This is a genomic window from Bacillus tequilensis, from assembly GCF_012225885.1.
GTDB classification, from domain to species: Bacteria; Bacillota; Bacilli; order Bacillales; family Bacillaceae; genus Bacillus; species Bacillus tequilensis.
In genome coordinates this window covers 1,810,788-1,834,308 of record NZ_CP048852.1, presented here as the reverse complement: position 1 = coordinate 1,834,308, position 23,521 = coordinate 1,810,788, and the positions used below count along the sequence as shown (strand labels likewise).

41 protein-coding genes and 2 pseudogenes are annotated in these 23,521 nt (G+C 34.5%); 2 read left to right on the top strand and 41 right to left on the bottom strand.

Annotated features, from left to right (window positions below; all coding sequences use genetic code 11):
- Positions 1-14 precede the first annotated feature (14 nt).
- The 23 genes and pseudogenes from G4P54_RS09885 to G4P54_RS09785 form a co-directional block, all read right to left on the bottom strand.
- A complete protein-coding gene (locus G4P54_RS09885; protein WP_041336532.1) occupies positions 15-170 on the bottom strand; it encodes a hypothetical protein in 156 nt (51 codons plus the stop codon).
- A gap of 374 nt (positions 171-544) precedes the next feature.
- Entirely contained in the window at positions 545-727 is a 183-nt protein-coding gene (locus G4P54_RS09880) for a hypothetical protein (protein ID WP_017697107.1), read from the bottom strand.
- An 87-nt stretch (positions 728-814) separates the two neighbouring features.
- On the bottom strand, positions 815-1,243 hold the full coding sequence (gene dutA / locus G4P54_RS09875; RefSeq protein ID WP_167872533.1) for a dUTP diphosphatase DutA: 429 nt from the start codon (positions 1,241-1,243) through the stop codon (positions 815-817).
- A 71-nt stretch (positions 1,244-1,314) separates the two neighbouring features.
- Positions 1,315-1,677, bottom strand: coding sequence for a hypothetical protein (locus tag G4P54_RS09870; protein ID WP_167872532.1), 363 nt, complete (start codon positions 1,675-1,677; stop codon positions 1,315-1,317).
- Positions 1,678-1,719: 42 nt separating this feature from the next.
- Positions 1,720-1,962 (bottom strand): thioredoxin family protein, encoded by a 243-nt coding sequence (locus tag G4P54_RS09865; protein WP_167872531.1) that lies wholly within the window; start codon positions 1,960-1,962, stop codon positions 1,720-1,722.
- Positions 1,959-2,939: a class 1b ribonucleoside-diphosphate reductase subunit beta gene (gene nrdF, locus G4P54_RS09860; protein ID WP_420809527.1), complete on the bottom strand. Its 981-nt coding sequence runs from the start codon at positions 2,937-2,939 to the stop codon at positions 1,959-1,961. The genes G4P54_RS09865 and nrdF overlap by 4 nt, the downstream gene beginning before the upstream one ends.
- A 304-nt stretch (positions 2,940-3,243) precedes the next feature.
- Positions 3,244-5,343 (bottom strand): class 1b ribonucleoside-diphosphate reductase subunit alpha, encoded by a 2,100-nt coding sequence (gene nrdE, locus G4P54_RS09855; RefSeq protein WP_167872529.1) that lies wholly within the window; start codon positions 5,341-5,343, stop codon positions 3,244-3,246.
- Entirely contained in the window at positions 5,306-5,701 is a 396-nt protein-coding gene (gene nrdI, locus G4P54_RS09850; protein ID WP_167872528.1) for a class Ib ribonucleoside-diphosphate reductase assembly flavoprotein NrdI, read from the bottom strand. The genes nrdE and nrdI overlap by 38 nt, the downstream gene beginning before the upstream one ends.
- Positions 5,701-6,063, bottom strand: coding sequence for a hypothetical protein (locus G4P54_RS09845; RefSeq protein ID WP_167872527.1), 363 nt, complete (start codon positions 6,061-6,063; stop codon positions 5,701-5,703). The genes nrdI and G4P54_RS09845 overlap by 1 nt, the downstream gene beginning before the upstream one ends.
- A 72-nt stretch (positions 6,064-6,135) precedes the next feature.
- On the bottom strand, positions 6,136-6,318 hold the full coding sequence (locus G4P54_RS09840; RefSeq protein ID WP_167872526.1) for a hypothetical protein: 183 nt from the start codon (positions 6,316-6,318) through the stop codon (positions 6,136-6,138).
- Positions 6,319-6,358: 40 nt separating this feature from the next.
- Positions 6,359-6,478: pseudogene (locus tag G4P54_RS21285) on the bottom strand (hypothetical protein); the annotation flags it as partial.
- Positions 6,474-6,608 (bottom strand): hypothetical protein, encoded by a 135-nt coding sequence (locus tag G4P54_RS09835; protein WP_167872525.1) that lies wholly within the window; start codon positions 6,606-6,608, stop codon positions 6,474-6,476. The gene G4P54_RS09835 and the pseudogene G4P54_RS21285, both read right to left, overlap by 5 nt.
- A 31-nt stretch (positions 6,609-6,639) precedes the next feature.
- Complete coding sequence (locus tag G4P54_RS09830; RefSeq protein ID WP_166851988.1) at positions 6,640-6,906, bottom strand: YosH family protein; 267 nt, start codon at positions 6,904-6,906, stop codon at positions 6,640-6,642.
- A 16-nt stretch (positions 6,907-6,922) separates the two neighbouring features.
- Positions 6,923-7,117 (bottom strand): DUF1653 domain-containing protein, encoded by a 195-nt coding sequence (locus G4P54_RS21280; RefSeq protein WP_277348622.1) that lies wholly within the window; start codon positions 7,115-7,117, stop codon positions 6,923-6,925.
- 33 nt (positions 7,118-7,150) lie between these two features.
- Entirely contained in the window at positions 7,151-7,342 is a 192-nt protein-coding gene (locus G4P54_RS09820) for a hypothetical protein (RefSeq protein WP_041056314.1), read from the bottom strand.
- A gap of 34 nt (positions 7,343-7,376) precedes the next feature.
- Complete coding sequence (locus G4P54_RS09815) at positions 7,377-7,730, bottom strand: hypothetical protein (RefSeq protein ID WP_167872524.1); 354 nt, start codon at positions 7,728-7,730, stop codon at positions 7,377-7,379.
- 41 nt (positions 7,731-7,771) lie between these two features.
- Complete coding sequence (locus tag G4P54_RS09810) at positions 7,772-7,897, bottom strand: hypothetical protein (RefSeq protein WP_167872523.1); 126 nt, start codon at positions 7,895-7,897, stop codon at positions 7,772-7,774.
- Positions 7,898-7,910: 13 nt separating this feature from the next.
- Positions 7,911-8,258 (bottom strand): hypothetical protein, encoded by a 348-nt coding sequence (locus G4P54_RS09805; RefSeq protein WP_167872522.1) that lies wholly within the window; start codon positions 8,256-8,258, stop codon positions 7,911-7,913.
- A gap of 14 nt (positions 8,259-8,272) precedes the next feature.
- Positions 8,273-8,626 (bottom strand): hypothetical protein, encoded by a 354-nt coding sequence (locus tag G4P54_RS09800; protein ID WP_167872521.1) that lies wholly within the window; start codon positions 8,624-8,626, stop codon positions 8,273-8,275.
- 66 nt (positions 8,627-8,692) lie between these two features.
- Positions 8,693-9,013 (bottom strand): hypothetical protein, encoded by a 321-nt coding sequence (locus tag G4P54_RS09795; protein WP_167872520.1) that lies wholly within the window; start codon positions 9,011-9,013, stop codon positions 8,693-8,695.
- Positions 9,013-9,135, bottom strand: a complete 123-nt coding sequence (locus G4P54_RS21475) for a hypothetical protein (RefSeq protein ID WP_263463365.1) — start codon at positions 9,133-9,135, stop codon at positions 9,013-9,015. Before G4P54_RS21475 ends, G4P54_RS09795 begins: the two co-directional genes overlap by 1 nt.
- Positions 9,136-9,172: 37 nt before the next feature.
- Positions 9,173-9,349 carry a hypothetical protein gene (locus G4P54_RS09790; protein WP_167872519.1) on the bottom strand — a complete coding sequence of 59 codons (177 nt, stop codon included), beginning with the start codon at positions 9,347-9,349 and terminating at the stop codon, positions 9,173-9,175.
- Between the two features lie 158 nt (positions 9,350-9,507).
- Entirely contained in the window at positions 9,508-9,771 is a 264-nt protein-coding gene (locus tag G4P54_RS09785; RefSeq protein ID WP_167872518.1) for a hypothetical protein, read from the bottom strand.
- A gap of 138 nt (positions 9,772-9,909) precedes the next feature.
- Here G4P54_RS09785 and G4P54_RS09780 point away from each other — a divergent pair, with 138 nt between their 5' ends.
- Positions 9,910-9,996, top strand: coding sequence for a YjcZ family sporulation protein (locus tag G4P54_RS09780; protein WP_081719797.1), 87 nt, complete (start codon positions 9,910-9,912; stop codon positions 9,994-9,996).
- A gap of 116 nt (positions 9,997-10,112) precedes the next feature.
- On the opposite strand, the gene G4P54_RS09775 is transcribed toward G4P54_RS09780, so the two are convergent.
- The 7 genes and pseudogenes from G4P54_RS09775 to G4P54_RS09745 form a co-directional block, all read right to left on the bottom strand.
- Entirely contained in the window at positions 10,113-10,325 is a 213-nt protein-coding gene (locus G4P54_RS09775) for a hypothetical protein (protein WP_019712334.1), read from the bottom strand.
- A 289-nt stretch (positions 10,326-10,614) separates the two neighbouring features.
- Positions 10,615-11,373, bottom strand: a complete 759-nt coding sequence (locus tag G4P54_RS09770) for a hypothetical protein (protein WP_167872517.1) — start codon at positions 11,371-11,373, stop codon at positions 10,615-10,617.
- Between the two features lie 399 nt (positions 11,374-11,772).
- On the bottom strand, positions 11,773-12,000 hold the full coding sequence (locus G4P54_RS09765; protein WP_167872516.1) for a hypothetical protein: 228 nt from the start codon (positions 11,998-12,000) through the stop codon (positions 11,773-11,775).
- Between the two features lie 39 nt (positions 12,001-12,039).
- Positions 12,040-12,404 (bottom strand): annotated as a pseudogene (locus tag G4P54_RS09760) (hypothetical protein).
- 2 nt (positions 12,405-12,406) lie between these two features.
- On the bottom strand, positions 12,407-12,625 hold the full coding sequence (locus G4P54_RS09755) for a hypothetical protein (protein WP_167872515.1): 219 nt from the start codon (positions 12,623-12,625) through the stop codon (positions 12,407-12,409).
- A gap of 51 nt (positions 12,626-12,676) precedes the next feature.
- Positions 12,677-13,273: a Cthe_2314 family HEPN domain-containing protein gene (locus tag G4P54_RS09750; protein ID WP_167872514.1), complete on the bottom strand. Its 597-nt coding sequence runs from the start codon at positions 13,271-13,273 to the stop codon at positions 12,677-12,679.
- An 86-nt stretch (positions 13,274-13,359) separates the two neighbouring features.
- Positions 13,360-13,626: a hypothetical protein gene (locus G4P54_RS09745; RefSeq protein WP_167872513.1), complete on the bottom strand. Its 267-nt coding sequence runs from the start codon at positions 13,624-13,626 to the stop codon at positions 13,360-13,362.
- 124 nt (positions 13,627-13,750) lie between these two features.
- Here G4P54_RS09745 and G4P54_RS09740 point away from each other — a divergent pair, with 124 nt between their 5' ends.
- Complete coding sequence (locus tag G4P54_RS09740; protein WP_106294053.1) at positions 13,751-14,098, top strand: BLB8/JUQZ-1 family protein; 348 nt, start codon at positions 13,751-13,753, stop codon at positions 14,096-14,098.
- A 39-nt stretch (positions 14,099-14,137) separates the two neighbouring features.
- Here the strand turns inward: G4P54_RS09740 and G4P54_RS09735 are convergent, their stop codons facing one another.
- From G4P54_RS09735 to G4P54_RS09685, 11 genes are all read right to left on the bottom strand, one after another.
- Entirely contained in the window at positions 14,138-14,635 is a 498-nt protein-coding gene (locus tag G4P54_RS09735) for a deoxynucleoside kinase (RefSeq protein WP_167872512.1), read from the bottom strand.
- Positions 14,635-14,790: a hypothetical protein gene (locus G4P54_RS09730; RefSeq protein ID WP_167872511.1), complete on the bottom strand. Its 156-nt coding sequence runs from the start codon at positions 14,788-14,790 to the stop codon at positions 14,635-14,637. The genes G4P54_RS09735 and G4P54_RS09730 overlap by 1 nt, the downstream gene beginning before the upstream one ends.
- Complete coding sequence (locus tag G4P54_RS09725; protein ID WP_167873856.1) at positions 14,783-14,998, bottom strand: YorP family protein; 216 nt, start codon at positions 14,996-14,998, stop codon at positions 14,783-14,785. The genes G4P54_RS09730 and G4P54_RS09725 overlap by 8 nt, the downstream gene beginning before the upstream one ends.
- 32 nt (positions 14,999-15,030) lie before the next feature.
- Entirely contained in the window at positions 15,031-15,228 is a 198-nt protein-coding gene (locus G4P54_RS09720) for a hypothetical protein (RefSeq protein WP_087960917.1), read from the bottom strand.
- A gap of 35 nt (positions 15,229-15,263) precedes the next feature.
- Positions 15,264-15,413, bottom strand: a complete 150-nt coding sequence (locus G4P54_RS09715) for a hypothetical protein (RefSeq protein WP_004399415.1) — start codon at positions 15,411-15,413, stop codon at positions 15,264-15,266.
- Between the two features lie 117 nt (positions 15,414-15,530).
- The gene (locus G4P54_RS09710) at positions 15,531-16,247 is read right to left on the bottom strand and encodes a 3D domain-containing protein (RefSeq protein ID WP_167873855.1); all 717 of its coding nucleotides are present in this window, start codon (positions 16,245-16,247) and stop codon (positions 15,531-15,533) included.
- A gap of 25 nt (positions 16,248-16,272) precedes the next feature.
- A complete protein-coding gene (locus tag G4P54_RS09705; protein ID WP_167872510.1) occupies positions 16,273-18,564 on the bottom strand; it encodes a DNA polymerase in 2,292 nt (763 codons plus the stop codon).
- A gap of 17 nt (positions 18,565-18,581) precedes the next feature.
- A complete protein-coding gene (locus G4P54_RS09700) occupies positions 18,582-20,276 on the bottom strand; it encodes a DHH family phosphoesterase (RefSeq protein ID WP_240939759.1) in 1,695 nt (564 codons plus the stop codon).
- Positions 20,277-20,281: 5 nt separating this feature from the next.
- The gene (locus G4P54_RS09695; protein WP_003231078.1) at positions 20,282-21,346 is read right to left on the bottom strand and encodes a hypothetical protein; all 1,065 of its coding nucleotides are present in this window, start codon (positions 21,344-21,346) and stop codon (positions 20,282-20,284) included.
- Positions 21,347-21,360: 14 nt separating this feature from the next.
- On the bottom strand, positions 21,361-22,872 hold the full coding sequence (locus tag G4P54_RS09690) for a DnaB-like helicase C-terminal domain-containing protein (protein WP_167872508.1): 1,512 nt from the start codon (positions 22,870-22,872) through the stop codon (positions 21,361-21,363).
- A gap of 10 nt (positions 22,873-22,882) precedes the next feature.
- Positions 22,883-23,494 (bottom strand): hypothetical protein, encoded by a 612-nt coding sequence (locus G4P54_RS09685; RefSeq protein WP_019712325.1) that lies wholly within the window; start codon positions 23,492-23,494, stop codon positions 22,883-22,885.
- Positions 23,495-23,521: the final 27 nt, after the last annotated feature.

Below are 23,521 nucleotides of genomic sequence, written 5' to 3'. Positions count from 1 at the left end.
ATCACCCACCTATTTTAATTATGGTCGATCATCTTCAAGAAATTAGACGCTGCCTTTTTGTATCTCAGATCTTTTTCATACTCAGCAACTCGTCTCATGTGCTCAATAAATTCATCTTCAAGTCCTCGTAACTGAAGAAACCCAAAGCAAAGACCGTTCCTATAAAGCATGTCGTCATATTTTGCTTGTAAACCTCCTTCTTGGTTATTAATGATCACTTACCTCCTTAAATATTAGATAAAAGTATTCTTTTATAGAGATGCTCTTCAACGATCTCACTGTATATGGTAGCATTTTATAAAAATAAAAAAAGGAGTGCTGTTAAATATGAGTATAATCATTTTAGCATCCATACTTTTATGGGGTGCAGTGATCCATGAACTAAGTAAACCGTCAAAAAAGCAAAGCAACCGAAGAATGATCTCCTTGATATCCTTAAGTTCTTTATCAACTTTAATCATCACATTTTCACTATTTTCTAATTTAAATTAATTGATATTTGTTATGAGGAAACCTCTTAGAGCTTCCTCATAACATTGAAAACTTACTCACTACACTTCTTACAATAAACCTTATCAGAGTGTTTACTTAATACTTTGTCTAAGATACCGACAGGCATTTTCTTTTGACTCGGCAGGGTAATATGTACCACTATCTCATCACCTGAATTTAGTACTTTACCGCAGTTTGAGCACTTTAACTCTGCATTAAAGAAATTTAACCCCATGAAGAAACCTCCTTATTCCCTTTATAAAGTACTACGTTAATGCTTTATAAAAGTTTCAGTCAAAAGAGATACTGTCTACATGGTAAATTAATTCGTTCCCGTAGAACCTAGTCCTCCTCTATCCTCGTTTCCCAAATGCTCAACTTCAACCAATTCGACCGCCGGCATTTTCTTCATGATTCTAAACTGACAGATACGATCGCCCTTCTTAATCTCTGTATCACGCAATGCATAAGCAGGAAAGAACCAAAAATCATTGTCTCCCTTATAAGACTCATCGATAATACCCATTGAATTGGTTTGAATAACCCCAAAGTTCTTATATGTACTTGAACGGGGAACGACATGTGCTTCGTAACCTTCAGGCAATTCCATGGCCACACCTAATGGGACAAGTTTAAATTCACCTTTTTTGATCGCTGCATCTTTAGCTGCACGAAGATCGATCCAATCTCCTTGCTCAATTTTGCTGATTCTCGTTTGGTTTTCATCTAAGTATTTGATTTTAATTTGCATTATTTAATAACCCCTTTTGTTTTTGGTATGTAAGTTCTTGTATTGCATTCTTCAGTTAAACAAACTGTTCATTATTGTTCGAACTTTGCCCTCAACTCTTCATATAGTTGACGATCACGTTCTTCTTTCTCTTTGAGATACTTTTCTCTTTCACCATCTTGCTTCTTTTTTAGCTCATTCTCGTACTCTTCCCACTCTGTTTCATCAATCACTCCTTTGTCATGCAAGTCTTTTTTCAAGGGATGTAATATCTTCTTAGCTTCATGCGGGTATAATATTCTGGTCTCATAGCCATCATCCCAGTCAGATTGTTGACAAACCATAAACACGCCTCCATCTTTAGTTATAATCGTTGTTTGCTCACAAAATTGATTTGCCCAAACATAAGCAATTTCCTTTCCGATTAACCCTTCCTGATTTTCAATGAAATACATTTATTTGCTCCTTTAAATTTAAGTTTGTTTAAAATTACCCTTTTATCGTAATTCCTTTAGTAACTCATCAAGTTCATTAGGCTTAAAACCAACACTTCGGTTTACTTCTTCTCCTTGATCATTCAGCAAAATGGTTACCGGTACTCCCATAACACCAAATCTAGATGCTACTTCTGGTTCCTGTGTAACATCCACTGTCTCAAATTGAATATCTGCTTGTTCTAAGTAATTGGACACCATTTTACATGGATTGCAATTAGGCTGCTCTAATTTAATCAATCTCATTGAATACATCCTTTCTCGGGAAAAATGAAATCTGAATCCTTTAATGGTTCAACCGTTGCTTTTTTGTACCCATTCCCCTTTTGACTAAAGAAGTCATGAGACTTTGTTTTAGTGCTCAATCCATTAATCACAATTGGGTTAACATCTTCTTCCTCAAACCAATGATCAAAACCTAGGTTGTTTAAAGCTTTATTTGCGTTGTACCTGATAAATTTCTTCACATCTGGAGCTAAACCAACCTGATCATAGACATCTTCTGTATACTCTAATTCATTTTCGTAAAGCTCCTGCAGTAAGCTTAAAGCCCATTCATACAATCCTTTTTGCTTCTGAAGAGTTTGTTTCTTATATATCTCCTGTGCTAATAAACCGACATATACTCCGTGTATCGCCTCATCACGGATAATTAAATTCACAATTTCCCCACTCTGCATGAGTTTCCCTTGTCCATAAAAGTAAAGTGGATAATAAAACCCTGAATAGAAAAGGAAACTCTCCAGAAACACAGATGCAACCATTGCTTTGAATAAGGAAATATCATCGTTTTTCTGAACTGCTTTATAAATTGAAACAATTGTTCTAGCCTTCTTTTGAAGAAACCTATTGTTTTTCACCCATTCGAAGACTTCGTTGATCTTCTCGGTTGGAGCCAAAGTTAGAAAGATGTTGCTGTACGACTTCGCATGGACAGCGTTCTCCATCATCGCCATAAAGTTCAGCACCGCTTTCCGCTGGTGGCCGTCTACATGTTCAGCCACGATCGGCATGCCCGTATTCCCCTGCTCTGTATCGAGAAGCGTAAGACCGGCAAGTACCTTCATATAAGTGTCCTGCTCATTTTTCCCGAGATACTTCCATGTGAGGAGATCGCCGTTTAAAGCAATCTCTTCCGGAAGCCAGAACTGTTTCACGTTTTGGTTATAGAACATTTGGGTAAAATCATCTTCATGCTTTGACCAGTTTGCTGCTGTGTAGATTGTGTTTGGTTTTGTCAATTATTTGCCTCCTTCAATAGGTAAATCGTAATTCTTCTGTTAATGATTTTGATGGGGAAGAACTTATATAACTCACCAAAACAAAGAGGTGAGTTATATGAGATTAATAGAAATTGTTTTTAAAAATGTACTGGACTTCCTTCCAGGGTATCTGCTAAAAATGAGTATTGATTTGTTTTTTAAACTAGTATGGAAGTTAATAAAGAGAACTTTTGCAAAACTCCGTAAGCCTAGCAAATCTCAGTATATTGATCACTTTGCTAATAATAGAAGGCGCAGGCTATGATCACACTACACATGACAAGCAACCTTCCTGGCCTGTATCTTTTGTTCTAGCATAGTAGAGAGTTTTAATTCCTCGATGGTGAGCGTAGAGATCTATTCTATTCAGATCTCTCGTTGTCATCGTATCCTTTAAGAACAACGTAAATGAAATTCCTTGGTCAACGTGCTGCTGAATTGTTGCAATAAGATCAACTACCTTAAACATATCCATGTCGTATGCTTCCTTATAAAAGAACCAATTCTGAGCCGATAAACCTGGCATTGGATAATATGTCTTACTGTTTCCGTATGTACGTTCCTCAATTCTCTCCATAATAGGCATTACACCGGCAGTAGATGATTGAACATATGAGATACTTCCCGTAGGTGCAATAGCCTGCCTATACGAGTGATACAGTCCATATTTCATCACATCTTCTTTAAGCTTCATCCAATCTTCAATATTAGGAATATGCTGATCTCCAAATATTTTTTTAACCTTTTCATACTGAGGGCTATAATCATTTGTTACGTACTTTTCGAAATACTCGCCTGATTTATAAGTCGAACCATCAAACTTGTAGTATGTCTCCCCTGTTTCTCGTGCAATTTCCATTGAACGCTGCAGGGAGTAGAAGTTAACCATCATGAAGTATGTATTAACAAAATCCTTAGCTTCTTCACTTTCATAAGCAATATTATTTTGAGCTAGAAATCCATGGAGATTCATCTGCCCTAGACCAATTGATCTCATTAGTGTATTTGCTCTCGCAACAGCTGGAGCATTTACAATGTTTGTTTTCCTTGTGACTGTTGTCAGTGAGTCAATAGCTATTCTGACTGTTGAAGCAATTGATTGATTACTCATTACATTTACAATGTTCATTGAGCCAAGATTGCAAGAGATGTCTAATCCAATTTCATCTTCTTGATCGTAATCTGTGTAGACTGATACTTGTGATGATTGGAGGACTTCAGAACACAAATTTGAAAACTTCACTTTTGAAATATGTTCATTTGGATGCACTTTATTTACATTGTCAGCGAACATAATATACGGATAGCCTGATTCGCTTCTTAGAATGGCCAATTGCTCTAACAGCTTTCGAGTATTCCCTTTAGCTTTTCTAACCCTAGGGTTTTCAACAAGCTCATCATACATTTCATTAATATCCATCTCATCAAGATACTGCCCATATTCCTTGTATACTGAATGCGGATAGAACTTGTAATAATCCTTGTCTTCCCTTGCAAGTTCAATAAATTTATCAGGAACAACTACACCAATAGACAGTGTTTTAACTCTGACATCTTCATCAGCACTTATTTTTTTGGTATCCAGGAAGTCTGTTATGTCTGGATGGAATACACTTAGATAAACTGCTCCTGATCCTTGTCTTTGTCCCATCTGATCTGCATATCTAAAAGCATTATCCAATAGCTTCATAACACCTACGACACCTTTAGTCGCATTCTCTACGTCTTTAATCGCTTCACCTTTGGCTCTTAGTTTGTTTAGATTTAATGCTACTCCTCCACCTAGCTTAGAAAGCTGCATGGAGATATCAATAGCACGTGAAATATCATTCAAACTGTCGCCTACTTCAAGTAAGAAGCAGCTCACCATTTCACCTCTTCGCTTACGTCCAGCATTAAGGAAAGTAGGTGTTGCCGGCTGATACTCTTGTTTCATCATAGTATGTACTTCCTCAACAGCTTTCTCATAATCGCCATCAGCGCAATATAAAGCCACAATTGAGACACGATCCTCGTACCTCTCCAGGATCTTTGTTTTATCATTTGTTTTCAATGCGTAGTCATTGTAGAACTTAAACGCACTCATAAAAGATGGGAATCTGAATTTGTAACTGTAAGCAATCTTATAAATTGATTTAATCTGTTCAAATGTATATTTGCTTAAGAATTCTTCCTCGTAATAATCATTTTTAATCAAATAATCAAGTTTCTCTTTTAGATCATGGAAAAAGACTGTGTTTTGATTAATGTAATCAACAAAGTAACTATGTACGGCCTCTTTATCCTTTTGGAATTGATACTTCCCATCTTTCTGAATCATGATCTCATTATTGAGCTTGATCCACTTTGGTATTGTGTTTGTCAATAAGTTGTACCTCCTGAATGATCTTCTGTAAGTCTTGTTTCGTTCCACTAAGTTCAAACTTTAATAACAATGGTGTGTGGAACTTAGCTGACAGCTTGTCTCCAGCTAAACCATAGTTACTACCCCAAACCTTGTTTCCACTAACAGCAACTCCTCTTATTTTATTTTTATTCTTATTGATAAAATTCAAAGTCCTTTCAGGTACTTCCCCAAAGCCTATCGTATATGTAATATGTATGAACTCTTGATTGATGATCGTATCATCAGTTATTTCAATTGCCTCAATATCTAACTTGTGTCGCAGCGCTTTTACAAACCTTCTTACATTGCCAGTTTTACTCTCATATGTAATGATCACTAATCGTTATATGCCCCTGTAATTAATCTTTTAGTTGCAGATTCAGCTTCATTTTCAGCATGGTTAAATGCTTCTGATATTTCACGATTAATGTCGCCCATTTCCATGTAGCCCTGTGCCATACTTTCATATAAGAAACTCTTCTTTTTCTCAACAACAGGAACGTAATCATCAAGATTCTTTTCCAACTCCACAAATTGATTTCCCTGTTGGTCAGTTGCAATAATCTCTCCTTCTAATACAGGAAAAGATTGCCCATCAGCTAAATGAATATGAGTGTTCTCAGTGGCTATTGCAAAGCTAATAATGTTCTTCTTTTTTACATATGATTGAGTTGGATCAATACGTTTAGCTGCCCCCATTTTACATCTCCTTATTATTTGTTTTTATTTAAAATAAAACTGTGATTTTATCTAGATTCAAGCTAAAATCATTCACTCTTCTTCGATCGTCCATCCGTTCAATCTTGCGTACTTTAATTTTCTTGAATATCTATGTTTCCACTCGTCCCACCTTTTCGTTTCCCCGAGCATAGCGAATGCATTTTGGTTTTTCTGTTTTAAAAGAATTTCATCAACCCATCTAGGAACTGACGGTTTATAGTTACTTTCCGACATCTATTCGTCCTCCAATTACAAAATTCTGTATCTTCCTTTATTATTGTTTAGGCCATCCTTCTCCAAGAAGCTTTTTAGCCCCTTCAACATCTGTGAATCTTTCAATTTTGTGTCTACAGTCATCGCTCCATCGGTAAACACATACTGCATTTTCTTCAATGAATTTCTCTTACCTCATGCGGTACTCCACTTTCTTCTTGAGCATACACAGCATCATTATGAGCCTCAATAGCATCATCATAAGTATTAACAAGTGTTCCCATGCAATAAAGACCGTATTTCATTTTCATCTTTATCCTCCTCTTAATTTATTTTTATTCTTCAAAGTAAACTTCCATCCATAATCAATACTCTTTCTTCATTACTTTGAAGTTCTTCGAGAACATCTGATATTGGGGACAGTTCTTGATCCTCGGTTACTGTTCGACTGTGTTTAACAGCTGCGTACAACATACCGACTTCTTTGATCTCATCTCTTAAGTTCCCGTCATCGTCCGCAACTTCTTCTGTATATAGCTTCAATGCTTTTTCCTTTGTATTAGCTTTAATTAGCGCATAATATGGGTCACACACCTCAAAAAATTTCATGTTATTACATCAACTCCTAATTTATTTTTGTGAACCTTTTTATTTCTTTTCCATCAACCACAACTGTTCCAAAGAACATGTCTTTAGGCCTTGCCCGCAGAATGCCATCCAGGTCTTCATATGTAACAAGCTTCTCTTCTGTCTCAGTATGAATTGCCTCTCCAATAACCTTATATAGACCGCCTTTATAATGTTTAAACCGACAACCGATTACATTGTATGTATCTATTTACTTCACCCCCTTTTAAGCTTCCTCTAAATGAAACAATAAAACATTCTTATAAAAGTCTACCTGAATTTCATTCTCTGTATCTTCTCCATTAACACAACACTTAAAAGGAGTGTCCCCATAAAATTCAAGCTGTTCTTGTAGTACCTCAATAACATCGCTAATTTTAGGATTAATTAATTTACCATTGCTCTCATCGTAAGCCATTCCTTCTTCCTCCTTTCTCTATAAAATCATCCTTTTAATGTAATGAATAAATTCCAGGTTCGCCGATGTCGCCCCCTAATGAATTAAGTGCTTTAAATTCTAATTTAACTGCCAAGTCTCCATCTGTGTTGAATTTAATTTTATCTACGTTCACCTTGACCACTTTTGTTTCTCCCTCATAGCTTGTCAATTTCATTTTCAATGGGTCTGTATGTGTTCCGTCTAAACCAAACACTTTAAAAGCTAATGAATCCTTACCAGTGTTTATTATGATTTTGTCCTCATCCTCAACAGCTTCAATGTTCTGGCAGTGAAGGACAATTTTCGTTTCCTTCGGTAAATAATTATTAAATTTTTCTTTATAAACAGAGATTTCCTTTAAAATCATATCTGCCTCTCCTTTTGCAAAATTGGTTTAAAATAAAACTTTTATTTAGACTTATTGTCGTTTTGCAAAATGGTGTCAGCAGGTAAAGGTGTAACTTTCATTTCGCCGACTATTCCCCCAGTTGATTTCTTTTTAAAAATAATCTTTGCAGCATTATCATTACTCATCTTAAGTGCCTCCTTAGATAAACAATGTGCTAACATACAGAACAATCAAAGCGAAAGCTGAACGAAGTAAAGACTTACCGGCTTTCTTGAAAATGTTCTCGTCTTTTTCCTGATCTGACCGTTTTACACCTTTGACAAATACATTGAGTAAAACACCAATAACAAATGCATGAGGTAAAGTGACATGGGCATTTTGAATGTTGTATGTATCAATAAGCAAAGGAGTTAATACGTGATTCAATCCGTAGTAAACAATTAGTGACATAGCCAACGCTTCAACAAAAATAAGTAACCCAACTAAAATTAACGAACCTGATCCAATAATGAAACCGTTCCAAATATCTTTTGTATCCTTATTCAATAAAAATCTCTCCTTTAATTTTTAGTAATTAGTCTCTTCCACCAGGAAGTTTTGCGATTGTCATTTTGTTCTTTAACACATTGATTTTCTTGTCTTACACGCTGTTGCCATTCTTCTTCAAGTTTTGCTTGCTCTTGTATCGCCTTTTCAAGGCTTTCTTTGTCTTCAATTGTTTTAATGATCTTATCAGTCTGATACGTCCATTCATTATTGGTGTTCCGCTGCCTATCAGTAACAACTACATATTCATTAAAACCAGGGATGTATACTTTGCCCCCAACTTCAATTGGATCTAAGTCAATGATTCCTTCGAAGAAACAGTTGAGTTCTATTTTCTCATATTCAGAAAAACGACCGAGTGCGTCCAATCAATATGATTTATTGATTATCTTGCCTTCAAACTTAGCTTGATGTCTCCCCACTTATTCACCTCCTTAAATGTAGCTCCCCATTTCATATTCTGTTATAATTCCTTGTTCAATAAATTTAGCCATAATTTCTTGCACTTTATCATTAGTAACGTATGGAAATTCAAGTTCCTCTCTTGTGTAAGCTTTCATATAGTATTGATAATCATATGGCTGTAAGTATCTTTCATCTAATACGTCAATTTCACCCTTGAGACTTTTTTTATGTATTGTTAAATTAAATGTGATGTTAGGTTGAATTGATTTTATGAAGTACCACTTTGATTTCACGTGATCCGTAAAACCAATATCCCTCATTTGTTTATCTTCAAGAATATGAAACTCCATTATCTTCCCTCATTGATGATTTTCTTTAATGCTTTTAGAAGCATGTTCAGTGATTCCTTGTCACCCATTTCATCTCGATTGACCTCAATAAAGTGAACTGCTGATGTTAATTTATCCTTCATTTCAGTTACTCCTTTCACGATAAAAATTGAATTTTATTTAGACATTACTGATAATCAATAAAACCAAGCCGGCTATGAATGACATTCCAGCTATAACTAATAATCCAAAAGTAATTTGAGGTTTTATTCTCCTTTTCGATCCATATGTATCTATTGATACAAGCCCAATCAACAAAAGACCGATGATTTCAAGGACATTAATTGCAAATTGCACTGTGCCACTCCTCATTATTTGTTTTGATTTGTCACATCCTGCGCTTACCCGGGAAATTATGAATATTTCTTTTTTCTTTATTTCTCTTCACATTTTTATTTTGCTGCGAGAATAAATCACAGATATGGCATTTCATTCATTCATCGTAGCTCCCCTTTTTACTCATGGGTTGATTCACGATTAGCTTTCATAGTAGATATAAAACTGTCATCAAAAGCTTTTTCAGTTAGCACATGCTTGCTATACGGTTCCACTAATGTCCATAATCCTCTACCTTCTGTCTCGATTTTCATTGCGAACTTTTCTGCTTCTTCCAAGTTTGTAAAAGTCAAATCTTCTCCAGTAACAAAATTGTTATATACTTTTCCATTGTTTTTATCTCCATCACGCCTAACTACGATTACCCATTTTTCTTTGTTCATATGTATCTCTCCTTGTCTTATTCTATAAACTCTTAAATTTAGACAAAATATTCATTTTTTCTCCTTTAGACTTAGATCCATGTCGAAATTTATTGTTTGGCATATCTTATACTATCTCCAATAAAAAGAGGTGATAACATGACAAATGGTTACAACAGCTCCTTCGTGTTAGTTGTGGTGCTATTCATCCTGTTAATCATTGTTGGTGCTTCATTCCTTTACTAGTCTTTAGGGTTTCCTAACCAAAGCCGCCTTTTTTAAATTTCACCTCCTTGTCCGGTAAACGCCATAAGAAGTTTTTATGGCGTTTTTCTTTTCACATTTTAGATAAAAGGAATATTTCATCCGCTTATTTTGTATTTGTTGTTTAGCCTTAAATATTCTAATGTCTTTTTAACGCTTAAATTACTGCATTCCTTCTTCACTTTCTCGGAATAACCCTTTGCACAACCTTCACAACAATTGAAGTCTACATAAGTTTTATCATCGCTGATTCTAAGACAAATTGTTTTTCCGTTTATGTACTCTTTACAGATGTCACATATATGATTCATTACCCCTCTCCCTTCGCTCTAAGTTATTTTAATTATATACATATTATTTGTATTTGTCTATTGTTTTTTTATCTATTTTTCAAGAAGAGTAGGAGAGTTTCCTCCCCTACAGTACAATACGGCTGCTGTTAATGGTCTTCAGCTCGTTTATGAAATACACGAACAATTATTGCCGCTATGAAGAATAAGGCAAACAATCCAAAAGCCATTGATCCATTCTTTAAAATAATCCCAAAGATCAACAATGCACAACCAGACAAAATAAATAGTATTTTACTTAAGATATTGATCATTTACACTTCTCCATACAATCAAAGAATGCATTTACACCAATAATACCAGCAGTATTTACACAAGCATAGCAAGCAGTTCCCGCTGTTGCTGGAACACCAGCTGTGCATGCAGCCCCACATAAAATAGCTAAACCAGTAATTGCCCATTGGCTAATATTCTTATCCCCTAAACAATCTGATACGCATCCAGTCCAACTCTGAGTACTCATCATGTTAGATGAGCTACCTTTGTCTTTTGAAGTTTTTTCTGTTTCAAAGACGCCAGACTTGTCCTCATCTTTAACGCCATTAACCCAATAAGTCATTTCGTTTTGAGTGCTGCTGATTTTCTTCATATCAACTTCATAGTACTCTTCAATATTCATATCGTTATTAAACGAAACATTAAATGAACTAACTCTGTCTACTTTTTCAGTGTCCACGTATAAATAAGAAACTGAATAAGTTACTGTACCATCATCATATTTGATAGCTCTAACTGATGCATTATCAAATACCTTTTCGTTTGATTTATGATACTTAATGTCTCCGTCTTCAATGGCTTTTTCTGCCTTTGATAGAAGTTTCTCCTTAGTCTTTTTACTCACATCAATAGTGTGATCTGCAATAAACTCTGCTTCTGATTTCACTTTATCCTTATCGATATTATCTGTTGGGATTGTACTCTTTGCATCACTATTTTGAGGAAATGTTGCAAAGGCCAATACAACTACGGCAACTAATGCTAAGATCGTTCGATAAAAAGACTTGTTCATTAAAATATCCCCTTTGTAAAAATATAAATCTCACCTGACACCAACACTTATCAAACAGACAATCTCATAAATCACCTTCTTTCTTTAATAAATGCTACCAATCATATAAATAATTGTTAAGAAACAATAGTGATTTTGAATAATAAGTATCACAGGTATTATTACCTCAAAGGGATATTGCTCACCTTTATAAACAACTTATGTAATTTTGTAATTCGTTAGATTTAGTAAAAACCTCACCGAATTTTTTGTCTATAGTTTTCCATTGCCTTTCACTTGTTGGGGGCAACTCATTTTCAAGGTAAATAAACAACTCATCGATTTTGCTGCTAAGTTGATCCATATTTTGCACGAGAGCTTCTTTTATTGATTCAGATATGCACATGGAGGCGTCCTTCCTTATGAAAAGATAATTACTGCCTTGCTGTTATCATTTTTTATGTACGGAGAATATTTTCGTTCAAGATAATTCCTTGACGTTCCTTCTCCCAGACTTACATTATAAATACTCCTAACCCTATATAATTTGTATGCTTGTTCTTTTGCTTGTTCAGGCGATAGCGCCTCAATAACTAGAGACGCATTCTCACCTTTGTTGTCTTTACACCTTACATAATACTTTTTCAATAAACATCCCTTTATCCTTTCGTTTTTTCTTGAATCAATTTAATGAATCAAGCCTCGATATGTATTTTGTTTAAAATTGTGGAGATCGATTAGGTTAGTTAACCGCTCAATTTCCTTACTCAACGCATAACATTGATCAACATAAAATTTCTTTGGCATAATCACAAACTGTCCACCTTTAAATCCTTCCGCACCGGCTTCTTGCATTGCTGCTGGAAAGATATCAATTAGACTCCCTTTTATAAAGCTCTCAATATATTCATCTACTGAAATAGTGTTCAAGACCTTAGCTAATACTCCATTGGTCTTTTCATCGTTATGTACGTAAATGCTTTGTGTATGTGGTTCAATAACTACAAAGTCAAGAGCGTTTATCAAGTCAATTTTTCTTGATCAGTTAACATATTCACTCTCCTTTTAAATACGACTTGAAAAATTCACTTAAGTTATCAGCCATAGCTGCAGCAACTTCAGAAAAGTATTTATGTCTTTTCTCCTCTGATTGCAAAAACTCAACTGTCGTTTCTGCAATCTCTTTAATCCTGTCTTCTTTGAATTTTCCATTCCTAACACGCTCTTTAATTTCTTCTGCCTCTCTTTTTAAAGATTCTGGGTAACTATCCATTCATCTCACCTCTCAATTCCACTTATTTTGCATTTGTATAAAAGACAAATTTTATTTAGTATTCTTATTATTTAGCTCAGAGAAAAGTAAGTTGAGAAGATCATTATTATATTTAATTGCCTTGTTTAGTTTATCTTCTAACTCTTTTCGCAATGTTTCAACACCTTGAAATTCCTGAATAGGAGTACCATTATGCTCATTAATCAACTCAGATGACGTAACAAATGAATTAAATATTTTTAAAACTTCTAGAGTTGGGTAATGAATAGACCCCTGATGTACAATCCTATTTCTTAAACGAGATTCATATAAAAATTGTTTTTTATGTTTGCAAAACATTTTGTACAACAGTTTAGATGATTTTTTCATATCTCTTTTAAAATTCAGATGATTTAATTTGCATTGTTTCTCATTAAATCCCAGCTTTAAGGCAGCATTACAAATCAGCAATTGTTGGTCAAGAATGGTTGAATATTTAATTAAGAAGAACTCTAAATGATAATTTAGAATATCTTGATGTTCAACATAATAATTACCGCTTATTACTGGTTGAGATGTCTTTATAAGTACCAAACAATTTGCCATACTCTTAAATGTTCCTTCTAAATCCTTCAGGAGTTTTTGGCATTCTGATGAATTTGAACCCATTGCAAATTTTCTAAATTCATTTTTATTTATTTTGTTTTTAAGTTCTTCTGAAATAGCCTTTGTCTCCTTTCTATAAAATTGATCTTTTATTCAGTCTGTGCAAAATATCCAATGTACCCTGGCTCTTTGGGTTTTAATTCCCCCCAAATATTTTTATTCTTGTCTACTATTTGAAGCTTGAATTTATTGTTTACACTCTTCTCAACTAACTCTAATCCATATTCTTCAATATATTTTTGAGCTTCATTTTCATTAAATGACCAAGCTGCCATGTCTTCTAATAAACTATGTAATTGCAAGGACATTTTTCTACGCAATTCCAGTGTTTGATTTCTAAATTTTAATTTAAGCAACCCTTCTCCACCCTTTCTGATAAATGAGATATTTTAATCAGTTTCACAAACACTTCACACATTTCAAATATTTGACATGCTAGACTAGAGTTGTATCACAATCAAAACCTGGGAGGTAATTCTTATGAAAAAGTTTTACAAAGGATTGATTGTTTCTGCCTTATCTCTAACCACTCTGGCTCTCCCTGCTTTTACATCACAAGCCTCAGCTCTTACGCCTGTTAAATCAGTTGACCAAGTTAAACAACTAGGTGATCCCATTGGTACAGTTGATTTCCACATGTTAAGGAATTCTAACGTTTCCCTATTAACAGGTTACACCCGATGGGAAATAGTATCTGGCAGTAACCTCATTAGCATTAGTTCCGGCGGTGTTGTTTCTTCTCATTCAACACTGGGCACAGCAGTGATTTATGCATATGATATTAATGATAATTATGTTATTTATAAAATCACAGTAGAACCACGGTAGTTAACTAAGGAGTGCTAGTTCACTCCTTCCCTCTTTGTTTTACTCAAATAATTGAATCAAATCTTCAACAATCTCGTCGCTGCCCCATTGCCCTGTATCCCATGAATATGTATGTAATCCAGCAATGCTCATAACTTCTCTGTATAACTCTAAAATTGAATCAATGTCTTTTCCTACTATGTACTCATCACCCCGTACGCTTAACCGTTCCTTAATAATGCTTTGATCAGCATGTAAGTACACTACCTTCGCCTTTGCTTTAATTTTATCTTCAATAAATCGAAGCTGTTGCTCTGTAAGGATCGAGTAATCTTTAAATTTCTTTGCATATACCAAGTTAGAATAAACAAACCTGTCAATAATCACGTTGTCTTCGTCAGCTAATTTGTTGAAGTGCTCAAATAATCTCTCATTCCCGCTTGTGGCCAACTCAAAGCTTGAACCTTTGATAATTGGATACTTCAGTTCATTGCTTAGCTTCGCAGCAACTGTGGATTTAAAACAACAATCAGGCCCCTCCAAAATAATTAATGTCATTAATCCTCCACCTTTCTTATTTTATGAATTCCAACAACCTGGTAAGTGCCATCAGGGTACTTTACTTCTACCTGGTTGTATCGATAATCTACTTTCGCTACAGCCCCGATCTCATCTGTAAAATCAACAATTACCTTTTGACCTTTTCTAAACATAAGTTAATCCTCCCTTTAGTGGCGTTAATTCATGTTCTTTAAAGTAAGTAATGTCACCTGTTTCATCGCTAACTGCATAGTCATATGTAGCTGAGTGTAAATGCTCAATAATTTTCCCTTTTCTCCCAACATGATGCGGGCATCCATAACGAGCATTATTGTTGATCTCTACAGCTAGTCCAACAGGATAACTCCAGTGTTCAGGCAATTTAATACCACCTCCCTTCAATAAAAAACCTCTTAATATTCTATTATTATTCTAGAAACCTGTTTTTCATTAAATCCAAGTGACGACAAAAACCTCTTAAAATCATCTAACAACAATCCGGGAATTTCCCCTTTATGTTCTTCAATAATCGACGGTTTATAAGTCTTATTTAATTTGGTCACCTGTCCGTATTCGTCTGTAAATGCCATTTCAATTTGAATGCATTTCAATTATCTCACCCTATTTTTTATTTTTGTCTTGCATTTTAACTGCTTGTTGCCATAACAACATCATCAAAACGTCTTTCATCATAAGTTCCATCATAATAACAAAGTTCTACTGTTTCTGTTTCAGGATAGATCGCTTCAATAATCCCACGCTCTCCAGTTGATTTTACCTTGGCCTCTTTATCCAAAATGAACATCCTCTTCACTCTCTCTATGTAATAGTTTTCCTTGGGATATATTTCATGTTATGTATTGCATCGAACGAATTGTTGAAATGTTTATACCTTTCTGTCATTTGGATCAATTCACCAGCTTACTCTTACATTTTTTCGACCAAATGCATTTGCTTCTTGCTCACTGTCCATCAGAATATCTATACGATTGTTTTTAATGTCTCCTCCTGTATCTATTGCATATGCTTTAAAGCTATTTCCTTCGTATGAAACTTGCACTAATGAATATAAAGGAATTACTTCTGGATCAACAGCGATTATTCTTTTTCCATTGTAATAGGATGTGTTTGATACATCATAGCCGGTTTTTGTTTTCCCTGTGCACCCTGTAGAACAAAATGCTGTGTAAGCAGTGGCAACAACTTCATGACTCTTCACTGCTTTGGCGTTAGTACTTTTTGAAGCAGATTTATCTTCGCTTCTCTTTTTATTTGTTTTTTGCACTTTTTTTGTCTTTGTATGTTTTGCAGCTTTTTTATTTTCTTCTGTTAGATATGTAACCGTCGCATTAAGATACTTTTTTCTACTTTCAGCCTGCTTTTCTTCCTCACTCTTTAGCCTGGGAAGGATTCTTGGAACGTCAATTTCATGAATAAGTCTTTGTCCCACCTCTTTTTTATTTAAATAAAATGACTCTTTTATTGAGACTTGACTGTCTTGATGTGTATACAAGTTTTTAGCGCTATATATGAGCCCTACTCCTAACAAACCAATTGTAGCAAAAAGTGTCATTTCATTAATTCTATGATATACATATTTTTTATGTTTGTCTATCAGTTTTTTGAAAATTTTCATCTCTCCTAGCTATTTAAATTTACGCTGCTTTAATTTGGACTTCTTTTTTATCAGCCCATGTAGTTTCTGTAATCTCTAAATCCACTACTACAGGCACTTGCATCCACTCAACGTCTTCCATAATTCGTTTAATATGAGGAAAAATCCATTCCTCACCCTTGTACACTAAAAACTGCAATTCATCATGAATATTAGCTAAGGGAAGAGTTTTACAATTGTTTTCTCTTAAAAATTCCCCAATCCTAATAACATATCCTTTTAACATATCTGCGCATGAGCCTTGTACAAGATAGTTCCCTACTTTGTATGCTTTATCAGTATTTGAAAGGAAATAAACTCTCCCATACATATTTGTTGCATAGCTATTCTTTTGTACTTTAGCTGCAACTTGTTTCTGATAATAAGATACCTCTGGAAAGGTATTTGACCAACCTGAGACAAGGGCATTAGCAATTTCCATTGAGACTTCAAGTGCTTCCGATGCTTTTTTAGCACCGCCTCCATAGTTTCGCATGAAGTTAAACATCTTTCCTATGTATCTCCAGAACTTTTTAAAAGATTTTTCATCAACTGGAGATTCTTTTTCATGTTCGTATTGCTTATACTTGTCTACACATTTAAATGCCAATGCCATTAATGTATTATGGGATGTTTCGCTATGGACATCAGTGGGAGTCCAGCTCTCTCCGTTTTCAAGAAGCCAAACTGAAGTTCCGTCTTCTTTCTTTTCATACCACCTTGCTCTTTCTTCTTTCGTATCAAAACGAAACTCTTCACCAGTTATGTAATGAGTACATTTAAAAGGCATATATGCTCGGCATAGGTTTAAATCAGGCTTCTTCAACAGAACTGTATAGTTTGCCTGTGCTCTTAACTCTATTTGTGATAAATCAAAGTATGCAATTTTGTTGTAATTTCCTCCTTCAACTATAAATGCTCGCCTCGGAGAGAAAATTTCATATTCAATCGGTGCCTTACCTTCTCCATTTTCTTTCTCGTAGAGCTCTCCTTCCTCTGTTAGAATTCTTTCTTTAGGGAATTGCTGCGCATCTGATCCCAGCCTTCCAGACACAGTGTTAAACTGCCCATACTGAGTATAAAAATGATTATCATATTGCGCCACTTCAATAATCCTTGAGATATAAGTCGATTGCCACTTTTCAAGTCGTCTAAGTCTTGTAATTAATTGGGATACACGATCATCTTTGTGTTTTTTAAGATAAGATTTATCAGTTGTTTCTGGTCTCTCTCCAAGCTTTTTCTCAAAGTAATCAGCAATTACTGTCCCTTGAGAAACGGTGAAATATTCTCCAACAATTCCCCATAGTTCTTCATACAGTTTTTGAATTTCGTCCTCACATTTTTTAAAGCAGCTGTGCAAATAAGGCATATCTACTTTCATACCAACACGTTCCATTTTTAATAATTCGATTATCAGTTTATTTTCTTGTTCAAGAATGGCTTTTTGTTTTCTTTTTAATACTGTAGGGTAAGTAAATTCAACTAACTCTAATGTATAGATACCATCACTATGGACATATTCCATCATTATATCTCGGTCTACTTCAGAGTAATCTGCAAAAGGATTTTCTTCCATCCATTTAAAATACACATTTTCAATTTCTTCAGGCACCTTCAGCCACCGTTGCTTTTTCTCTTTTGTAAAGTAGTCCATTTCGTTTCGCTTTTTTACTTTGTACGCTTCTTTAATTTTTCCAAGTCCCCATCCTTTATAGGGCTTTAATAATTCTTTTAATATATTTCGCTTAGCATCATTTATTTTTCGTAGTTCTTTCTTTACCTCTTTCTCAAACTCGCCTGCCTTTGGATCAATATACTTTTCTGATACTTTTTTAAGCCCTAAAACATCTCCACCGTCTCGTGCAGATACAGCATCAAAGGAAAACCTACAAAGGCCCATTGTATCTGTAATATTTTTCAACCCGTAAACAACTTTTTCAGAAATACCGCCGTTTATTAACATGTGCAAATCATATTTCACATTGTGACCAACAGTCATTACACATTTTTTTGTTAGGGCAATTACTTGTAAAAGAATTTCGGCTTTAGAATCAAAAGCAAATACCCTTCCTTTAATTTCATCTGTTCTTTTTTCTTTTGGGAGCATCCAGCCAAAAACCCACATAAACGGTTTGTCTTTAATGATATGTAAACCTGTAGTCTCTGAGTCAAGAACACAGAGTTTCGGCTCATCTTTATGAAATAGTGTATTTATCTCATCAAAGTCATTTACCCAATGTTTTTCGTATAGTTTTGTTATATCCGTTTCTAACTTTGGTTTTATAATCACGGCATCACCTCATCCCGTTAAAATAAGAAGCTATCTGTTACTTCAATATCAACTATCTCTACTGCAGGAGCTGATTTATTTTCATATTTATTAACCTTGCATTTACCAACTACGTCTAAATAAAATGTTTCGTCTCCATTATCAAACAATTCATCAAAATCGCCTTTATAGTACGGTTTAGTCAATTTGTATTCTCCAACATTAATAACAAACGTTGATGTTCTGTTTTTGTATACTCTTACATCAGTATTATTTATTTGTATACCTTCAATTGCTATTAGGGGTTCTTCAACTGTTGATCCCCAGTCGTCCCTATATTTATGTATAGATTTAATTAAAGTAGCATCCATGTCTGCTGCGGGGATAATGAAGTCTACTTCATGAACATCTTCTAATAAAACATCTGCTTCAATAATGCTGTTTAATTGAGTACTCAAGTTTTCAAAGTATTCAGCTTCTATTTCAAAACCAAATGCATTTGCATGCCCTTCGCAAAAGTTAAAAAGGCCTGTTTCAGTAAGTAATTTTTTAAAGTCTTTAATTCCACTTTTTTCATATCCTCTTGCAGACCCTCCAAATTTCCCTTCCTTTGTTTTCCTGCCTAACATTACGGGTCTCTTAAACTTCTTAGCTAATTGGGTAGCTACAAGCCCTGTAAATGAGGATTTTAATTCATCGGAAACATCTAAAACTATTACTTTATCATTCGTTTTATTTTCTTTGATAAGCTGCTCAATTAATACATTAACTGGTTTTTCAAGTGATTTTTTCTGCCTATTCTTCGTATTTGAAATTCTTCTGGCGACTGACTTTACTATAGGCTCGTATATTTTCTTCCTTGGATAATAAACAGATTCTTGACTGCCTAGTAATGCCTTCATCATATCTGTCTTTTCCTCCATTGTTGCGTAGCGTATAGCTGCATTTATGAATGGAACAATAGAGAATGCCGTAAAATGTATATTTATATTTCCATCTAAGAAAAATGATTGTCTGCCCACGATTTCTTTTATCAGTGGGTTTTTAATTTGCTTTAAGCCCTTCTTTACATAATAACGTGTTTCTGGTTCCCGTAAGTCAATTACATCGCCAATATTCCCAATTGCAACTAAATCTAAGAAGCTGTCAGCCAAGTCTAAACAAAGTTTGTCATCTAAAGCTTTACAAAATTTATAAACAATACCCACACCTGAAAGTCTTTTGTTCTGATACTTATTTGAGAGCTGGTTATTTATAATGATTGCAGCATTTGATTCTTTTTCACATTCATGGTGATCAAGTACTAACGTATCTATTCCCCGCTCTTTTAACTCTTGGTGTATCGTATATTGGTTACTTCCTGCATCAGGAATAATTAACAAATGCGTATCTTCTGGTATTGTTTCCAGTGAGGCCCCATGATCTTTTTTATCATGAAGCCTCCATTTTACTTTAGTACCAGGGAAGGCTTGATTTAGGTAATTAATTAGGATTGCGCTTGATAGATACCCATCACAATCAGAATCAACTTGGATAAATATATTGTTCTTTAATTCAATATGTTTCAATAAACAATTAATGCCCTTATCCATATTATTTAATAGGGAATAATGATTTATAACTGATGAATTTAAATTAAAGAACGTATCAGCATTAATATCTCTATTCTTTATTATTGTATAAATAGGATTTTTATAATCATTCTCCCCTATAAGTTTATAAATCAACAGCATCCATCCTATCTATTTATTTTAAATTTGTTTTCGTATAAGGAAGTCCAAACATCGTATCCTTTATCTGTAGGCGAATCTTTATCAGATAAAAGGTTGTCCTTGTCATAAATTCCGTAACGTAATCTGCCTGTAAGCCTGGATACCTCATTAACAATGAATTTGGCATCTTTGTCTTTGTCATATGCAAATACAAATTTAATCCCAATTCCTAAATTTTTAAGTATCCTTATTTGCTCATCAGACATACTGTCTCCTTCAATTGAAATACAGTTTTTAAACCCCCATTGAGTTAAATACCAGGTGGTTTTGCCACCTTCGACCACTATTGCTTCTTTCAGTCTCTTAATGTGAGGGAGAGCTCTATGTAAATTATAAAATTCAATTGACTTATTACAGGGCTGTATATAGAGATACTTATATTTATCATTAACCACTGGGTCATTTCCAATATATCGCCCTTTAACACCAATTAATTGACCACTCTTATTATGTACCGGAAAAGTTACGCGTTCAGATCTTACATCAATTCCTACACCAAAAAGCTTTTGGGTCCTAAGTGACAATCCTTCATTATACCATCCTAAATACGGAATATTTCCGTACTGATCCAAAACACTTTCGGGCAATATTTCGTTCTCATCGGTTATTCCATCTTCCTTATTACGATTTTTCTGAAGCTTGTGCAGCCATCTATTCGGTTGTGGTTTTTCTTTTTCTTTTGTTAATTTATAAAATCCATCTATGTACTCTAAATAATTTAGTTTATTGCATAACCAAAATTTGCTCTTTGAAAGGCATGCTTTTTTATCATCTTCAGATTTAGCTTCATAAAGTATGTAGGATATGACATCAAATATTGATCCTGATATTCCCTTGCTTCTGATATTTGAAGTTAAAGAGGGTGTGTTTTTGACTTGAACACTTCGTTCATTATCACCGTCAGGAAGTCCAGCAACAAACAACTTACCTCCTTGTTCGGTGCTGATGCCCCAACATCCAAGAGCTTCTAAAACATCTTGTATTTTTTCTTCCTTATAAATTCTTTCCCTAATGGTTTGTAGATCGGACATTAATCGCCACCTTCTTAGAATGATCCTCCTATTCTTGGAACCTTCACATATGCAACTTCTTCGAACGAGTTAATACTGTAATTCACTTCATATATAATCTGCTCTTCTTCACTTCCGAAACGGTTCTTTGCTAGAAAAAGAACTAAGTATGTTTTCTTAGGATCTAACTTATACTCTTCTTCATACCAGTTTCCTAATCCATCTTTTTTATAGTTGTACGGTTTTAACTCATATTTGCTTTTAGAACCAGTGTATTCATCTGCAAAAAGCAATCTACCCATCATTACAACCGCAGCTACCTCGTTGATTTCCATACTCTTACCTGTTGAGTCCAAATCCAAAAACCTTGTTTCCTTACCTAACTTCAGCTGCACAGTAGCTAACGTTCCAACATTTTGATTATCTTCTTTTATTAAATCGTGCAATTCTTGTGCTGAATTTGAAAAGGCTTCCCACCGAGCCATATCTTTTTGTGATCTATCAGGTTTAAAAGTATCGATTATAAGTTTGTTGTATCCTTTTGGTCTATATAGCTCTACACGACTGAGGATATCCTCTACTCTATACTTCTTTAACTCCAGTGTTTTAATTAATCCTTGTCCTCGCTCCCATGCCCAGTCTTTTGCTGCATTTAATTTATTTAACATCTCTTGTTTAAAATTACCTTCGTATAATTTTTCTCTGTTAATCGGTTTCTTTAATACCTTAGATGAAATAGTCGCAAGCAGTAGCGAACGCCATTTCTTTACACTTTCTTCATTTATAGCTAAAATCGCCTTCTCTTGGTTTTCAAAAAGACTTAAAATGAATTTTTCCATTGCAATTGAACTTTTCCCAACACCGGAGGATAGGACTAAATAATAAAGAGAACCGTCTTTCCAACCTTTAATTTTCCTATTTAATCGAGGTGAATCGTGCAATGGTGATCCCATAGACTCCCCTGAATCTAAATCCTCAATTGTTTCATCTAGCCCATCCACAAGGTCATGTTCAATTACATCACCAGAATTAATGTGAGCAAAGGTTTCTTTATGTTTATACTGTATATACAGTTGTAATTGTTTTAAAGTCATTGCAGTCAGTTTATGGATTAACTCGCAGTTCGTAATATCAATAAGTGAGGCCTGCTGCAGTTTCCTTAAACTCTCGTACTTTTGAATTTCATTAAAATGATATTCCTCATTATGGCTGTCTTTTTTGCATTCGTTCATTAACTCTTCTATTGATTCAAAACCACCAAAGTCATTATAAGCGTCGATATAACTTTTTTTATTTTTTTCTTTGGGTCTAGATACTAGAAATGAATATACTGTTTTATCATCAAAGTCTCTAATGCCATTTTCGAACATCTGAGACCCTACTGTGTAATAGAAGTACCAAATGGACTCTGTGAACGTCTCACTTGAGACTTTATGGGTTCTGTATCTTTGATAAAGCATTGGATTCGACCATAAATAACCTACAAACAGAGCTTCATGAATATGTGAGGGTTCAACAAATTCTTCTATATATTTTTGTTTTGTCATTGCTTACTCCCTATAATAAACTTGAAATATCTAATTCATCCTTCTTGTTTTTATTCCTTTTAACCTCAAGATCAATTTCATCCTGAAGCTGAATTTGTTTTTTTATAACGCTTGTACGAATTGAGTCTTGTTGTGCTAAGCGTCTGTTCCTTTCTTTTACTTCGTTTATGTTACTAACTATAATACTCAAGAAATACGCAAATTCGTGCCAAGGTGATTCGAACTGTTTGTAATCCCTTGCTTTATGTAATTGCTGTTCTGAATACTTATAGGTGTCTAAAATGTCTCTAAACGGAACTCCTTTTTTATATCTTTTAACTTTTTGACTTTGATATTTAACCGTTCCATTTCTTAGATCCTGTAACCTTTCAATCATTCTCTTACTTAATCCTTCTAGTCTATGTAGATCTTTAAGGTATAGGTAGAGTTCATCAAATTCATTTGCTTCTTTTTCTTTAAACGCTTTATCCTTCTCATATTGAACATAACACTTATCGTGAAAATATTTCCTTATGTACTTTTCAGTGCCGTTTTTATTGTATTTCCCAGTTGGTTTTGCTTCACAGAGCATTTCTTTTTTTACCCCTTTAGATCCGCACCACTGGCATTTAACTTCCCTCATATCCGCTCTCCTTTTATAAACTAAGGG

Bases quoted from the DNA above. Each gene is read 5' to 3' on its own strand.
- G4P54_RS09750 (WP_167872514.1), bottom strand. From the start codon at position 13,273: ATGGGTTCAAATTCATCAGAATGCCAAAAACTCCTGAAGGATTTAGAA.
- G4P54_RS09840 (WP_167872526.1), bottom strand. From the start codon at position 6,318: ATGTCGGAAAGTAACTATAAACCGTCAGTTCCTAGATGGGTTGATGAA.
- G4P54_RS09755 (WP_167872515.1), bottom strand. From the start codon at position 12,625: ATGGATAGTTACCCAGAATCTTTAAAAAGAGAGGCAGAAGAAATTAAA.
- G4P54_RS09830 (WP_166851988.1), bottom strand. From the start codon at position 6,906: ATGAAATTTTTTGAGGTGTGTGACCCATATTATGCGCTAATTAAAGCT.
- G4P54_RS09685 (WP_019712325.1), bottom strand. From the start codon at position 23,494: ATGAGGGAAGTTAAATGCCAGTGGTGCGGATCTAAAGGGGTAAAAAAA.
- G4P54_RS21475 (WP_263463365.1), bottom strand. From the start codon at position 9,135: ATGAAGGATAAATTAACATCAGCAGTTCACTTTATTGAGGTCAATCGA.
- G4P54_RS09770 (WP_167872517.1), bottom strand. From the start codon at position 11,373: ATGAACAAGTCTTTTTATCGAACGATCTTAGCATTAGTTGCCGTAGTT.
- G4P54_RS09880 (WP_017697107.1), bottom strand. From the start codon at position 727: ATGGGGTTAAATTTCTTTAATGCAGAGTTAAAGTGCTCAAACTGCGGT.
- G4P54_RS09695 (WP_003231078.1), bottom strand. From the start codon at position 21,346: ATGTCCGATCTACAAACCATTAGGGAAAGAATTTATAAGGAAGAAAAA.
- G4P54_RS09740 (WP_106294053.1), top strand. From the start codon at position 13,751: ATGAAAAAGTTTTACAAAGGATTGATTGTTTCTGCCTTATCTCTAACC.
- G4P54_RS09775 (WP_019712334.1), bottom strand. From the start codon at position 10,325: ATGAATCATATATGTGACATCTGTAAAGAGTACATAAACGGAAAAACA.
- dutA (WP_167872533.1), bottom strand. From the start codon at position 1,243: ATGCAAATTAAAATCAAATACTTAGATGAAAACCAAACGAGAATCAGC.
- G4P54_RS09730 (WP_167872511.1), bottom strand. From the start codon at position 14,790: ATGTTTAGAAAAGGTCAAAAGGTAATTGTTGATTTTACAGATGAGATC.
- G4P54_RS09845 (WP_167872527.1), bottom strand. From the start codon at position 6,063: ATGGGGGCAGCTAAACGTATTGATCCAACTCAATCATATGTAAAAAAG.
- G4P54_RS09870 (WP_167872532.1), bottom strand. From the start codon at position 1,677: ATGTATTTCATTGAAAATCAGGAAGGGTTAATCGGAAAGGAAATTGCT.
- G4P54_RS09810 (WP_167872523.1), bottom strand. From the start codon at position 7,897: ATGAGTAATGATAATGCTGCAAAGATTATTTTTAAAAAGAAATCAACT.
- G4P54_RS09780 (WP_081719797.1), top strand. From the start codon at position 9,910: ATGACAAATGGTTACAACAGCTCCTTCGTGTTAGTTGTGGTGCTATTC.
- G4P54_RS09815 (WP_167872524.1), bottom strand. From the start codon at position 7,730: ATGATTTTAAAGGAAATCTCTGTTTATAAAGAAAAATTTAATAATTAT.
- G4P54_RS09865 (WP_167872531.1), bottom strand. From the start codon at position 1,962: ATGAGATTGATTAAATTAGAGCAGCCTAATTGCAATCCATGTAAAATG.
- G4P54_RS09735 (WP_167872512.1), bottom strand. From the start codon at position 14,635: ATGACATTAATTATTTTGGAGGGGCCTGATTGTTGTTTTAAATCCACA.
- G4P54_RS09690 (WP_167872508.1), bottom strand. From the start codon at position 22,872: ATGACAAAACAAAAATATATAGAAGAATTTGTTGAACCCTCACATATT.
- G4P54_RS09700 (WP_240939759.1), bottom strand. From the start codon at position 20,276: ATGCTGTTGATTTATAAACTTATAGGGGAGAATGATTATAAAAATCCT.
- G4P54_RS09795 (WP_167872520.1), bottom strand. From the start codon at position 9,013: ATGGAGTTTCATATTCTTGAAGATAAACAAATGAGGGATATTGGTTTT.
- G4P54_RS09835 (WP_167872525.1), bottom strand. From the start codon at position 6,608: ATGAAAATGAAATACGGTCTTTATTGCATGGGAACACTTGTTAATACT.
- G4P54_RS09785 (WP_167872518.1), bottom strand. From the start codon at position 9,771: ATGAACAAAGAAAAATGGGTAATCGTAGTTAGGCGTGATGGAGATAAA.
- G4P54_RS09820 (WP_041056314.1), bottom strand. From the start codon at position 7,342: ATGGCTTACGATGAGAGCAATGGTAAATTAATTAATCCTAAAATTAGC.
- G4P54_RS09885 (WP_041336532.1), bottom strand. From the start codon at position 170: ATGCTTTATAGGAACGGTCTTTGCTTTGGGTTTCTTCAGTTACGAGGA.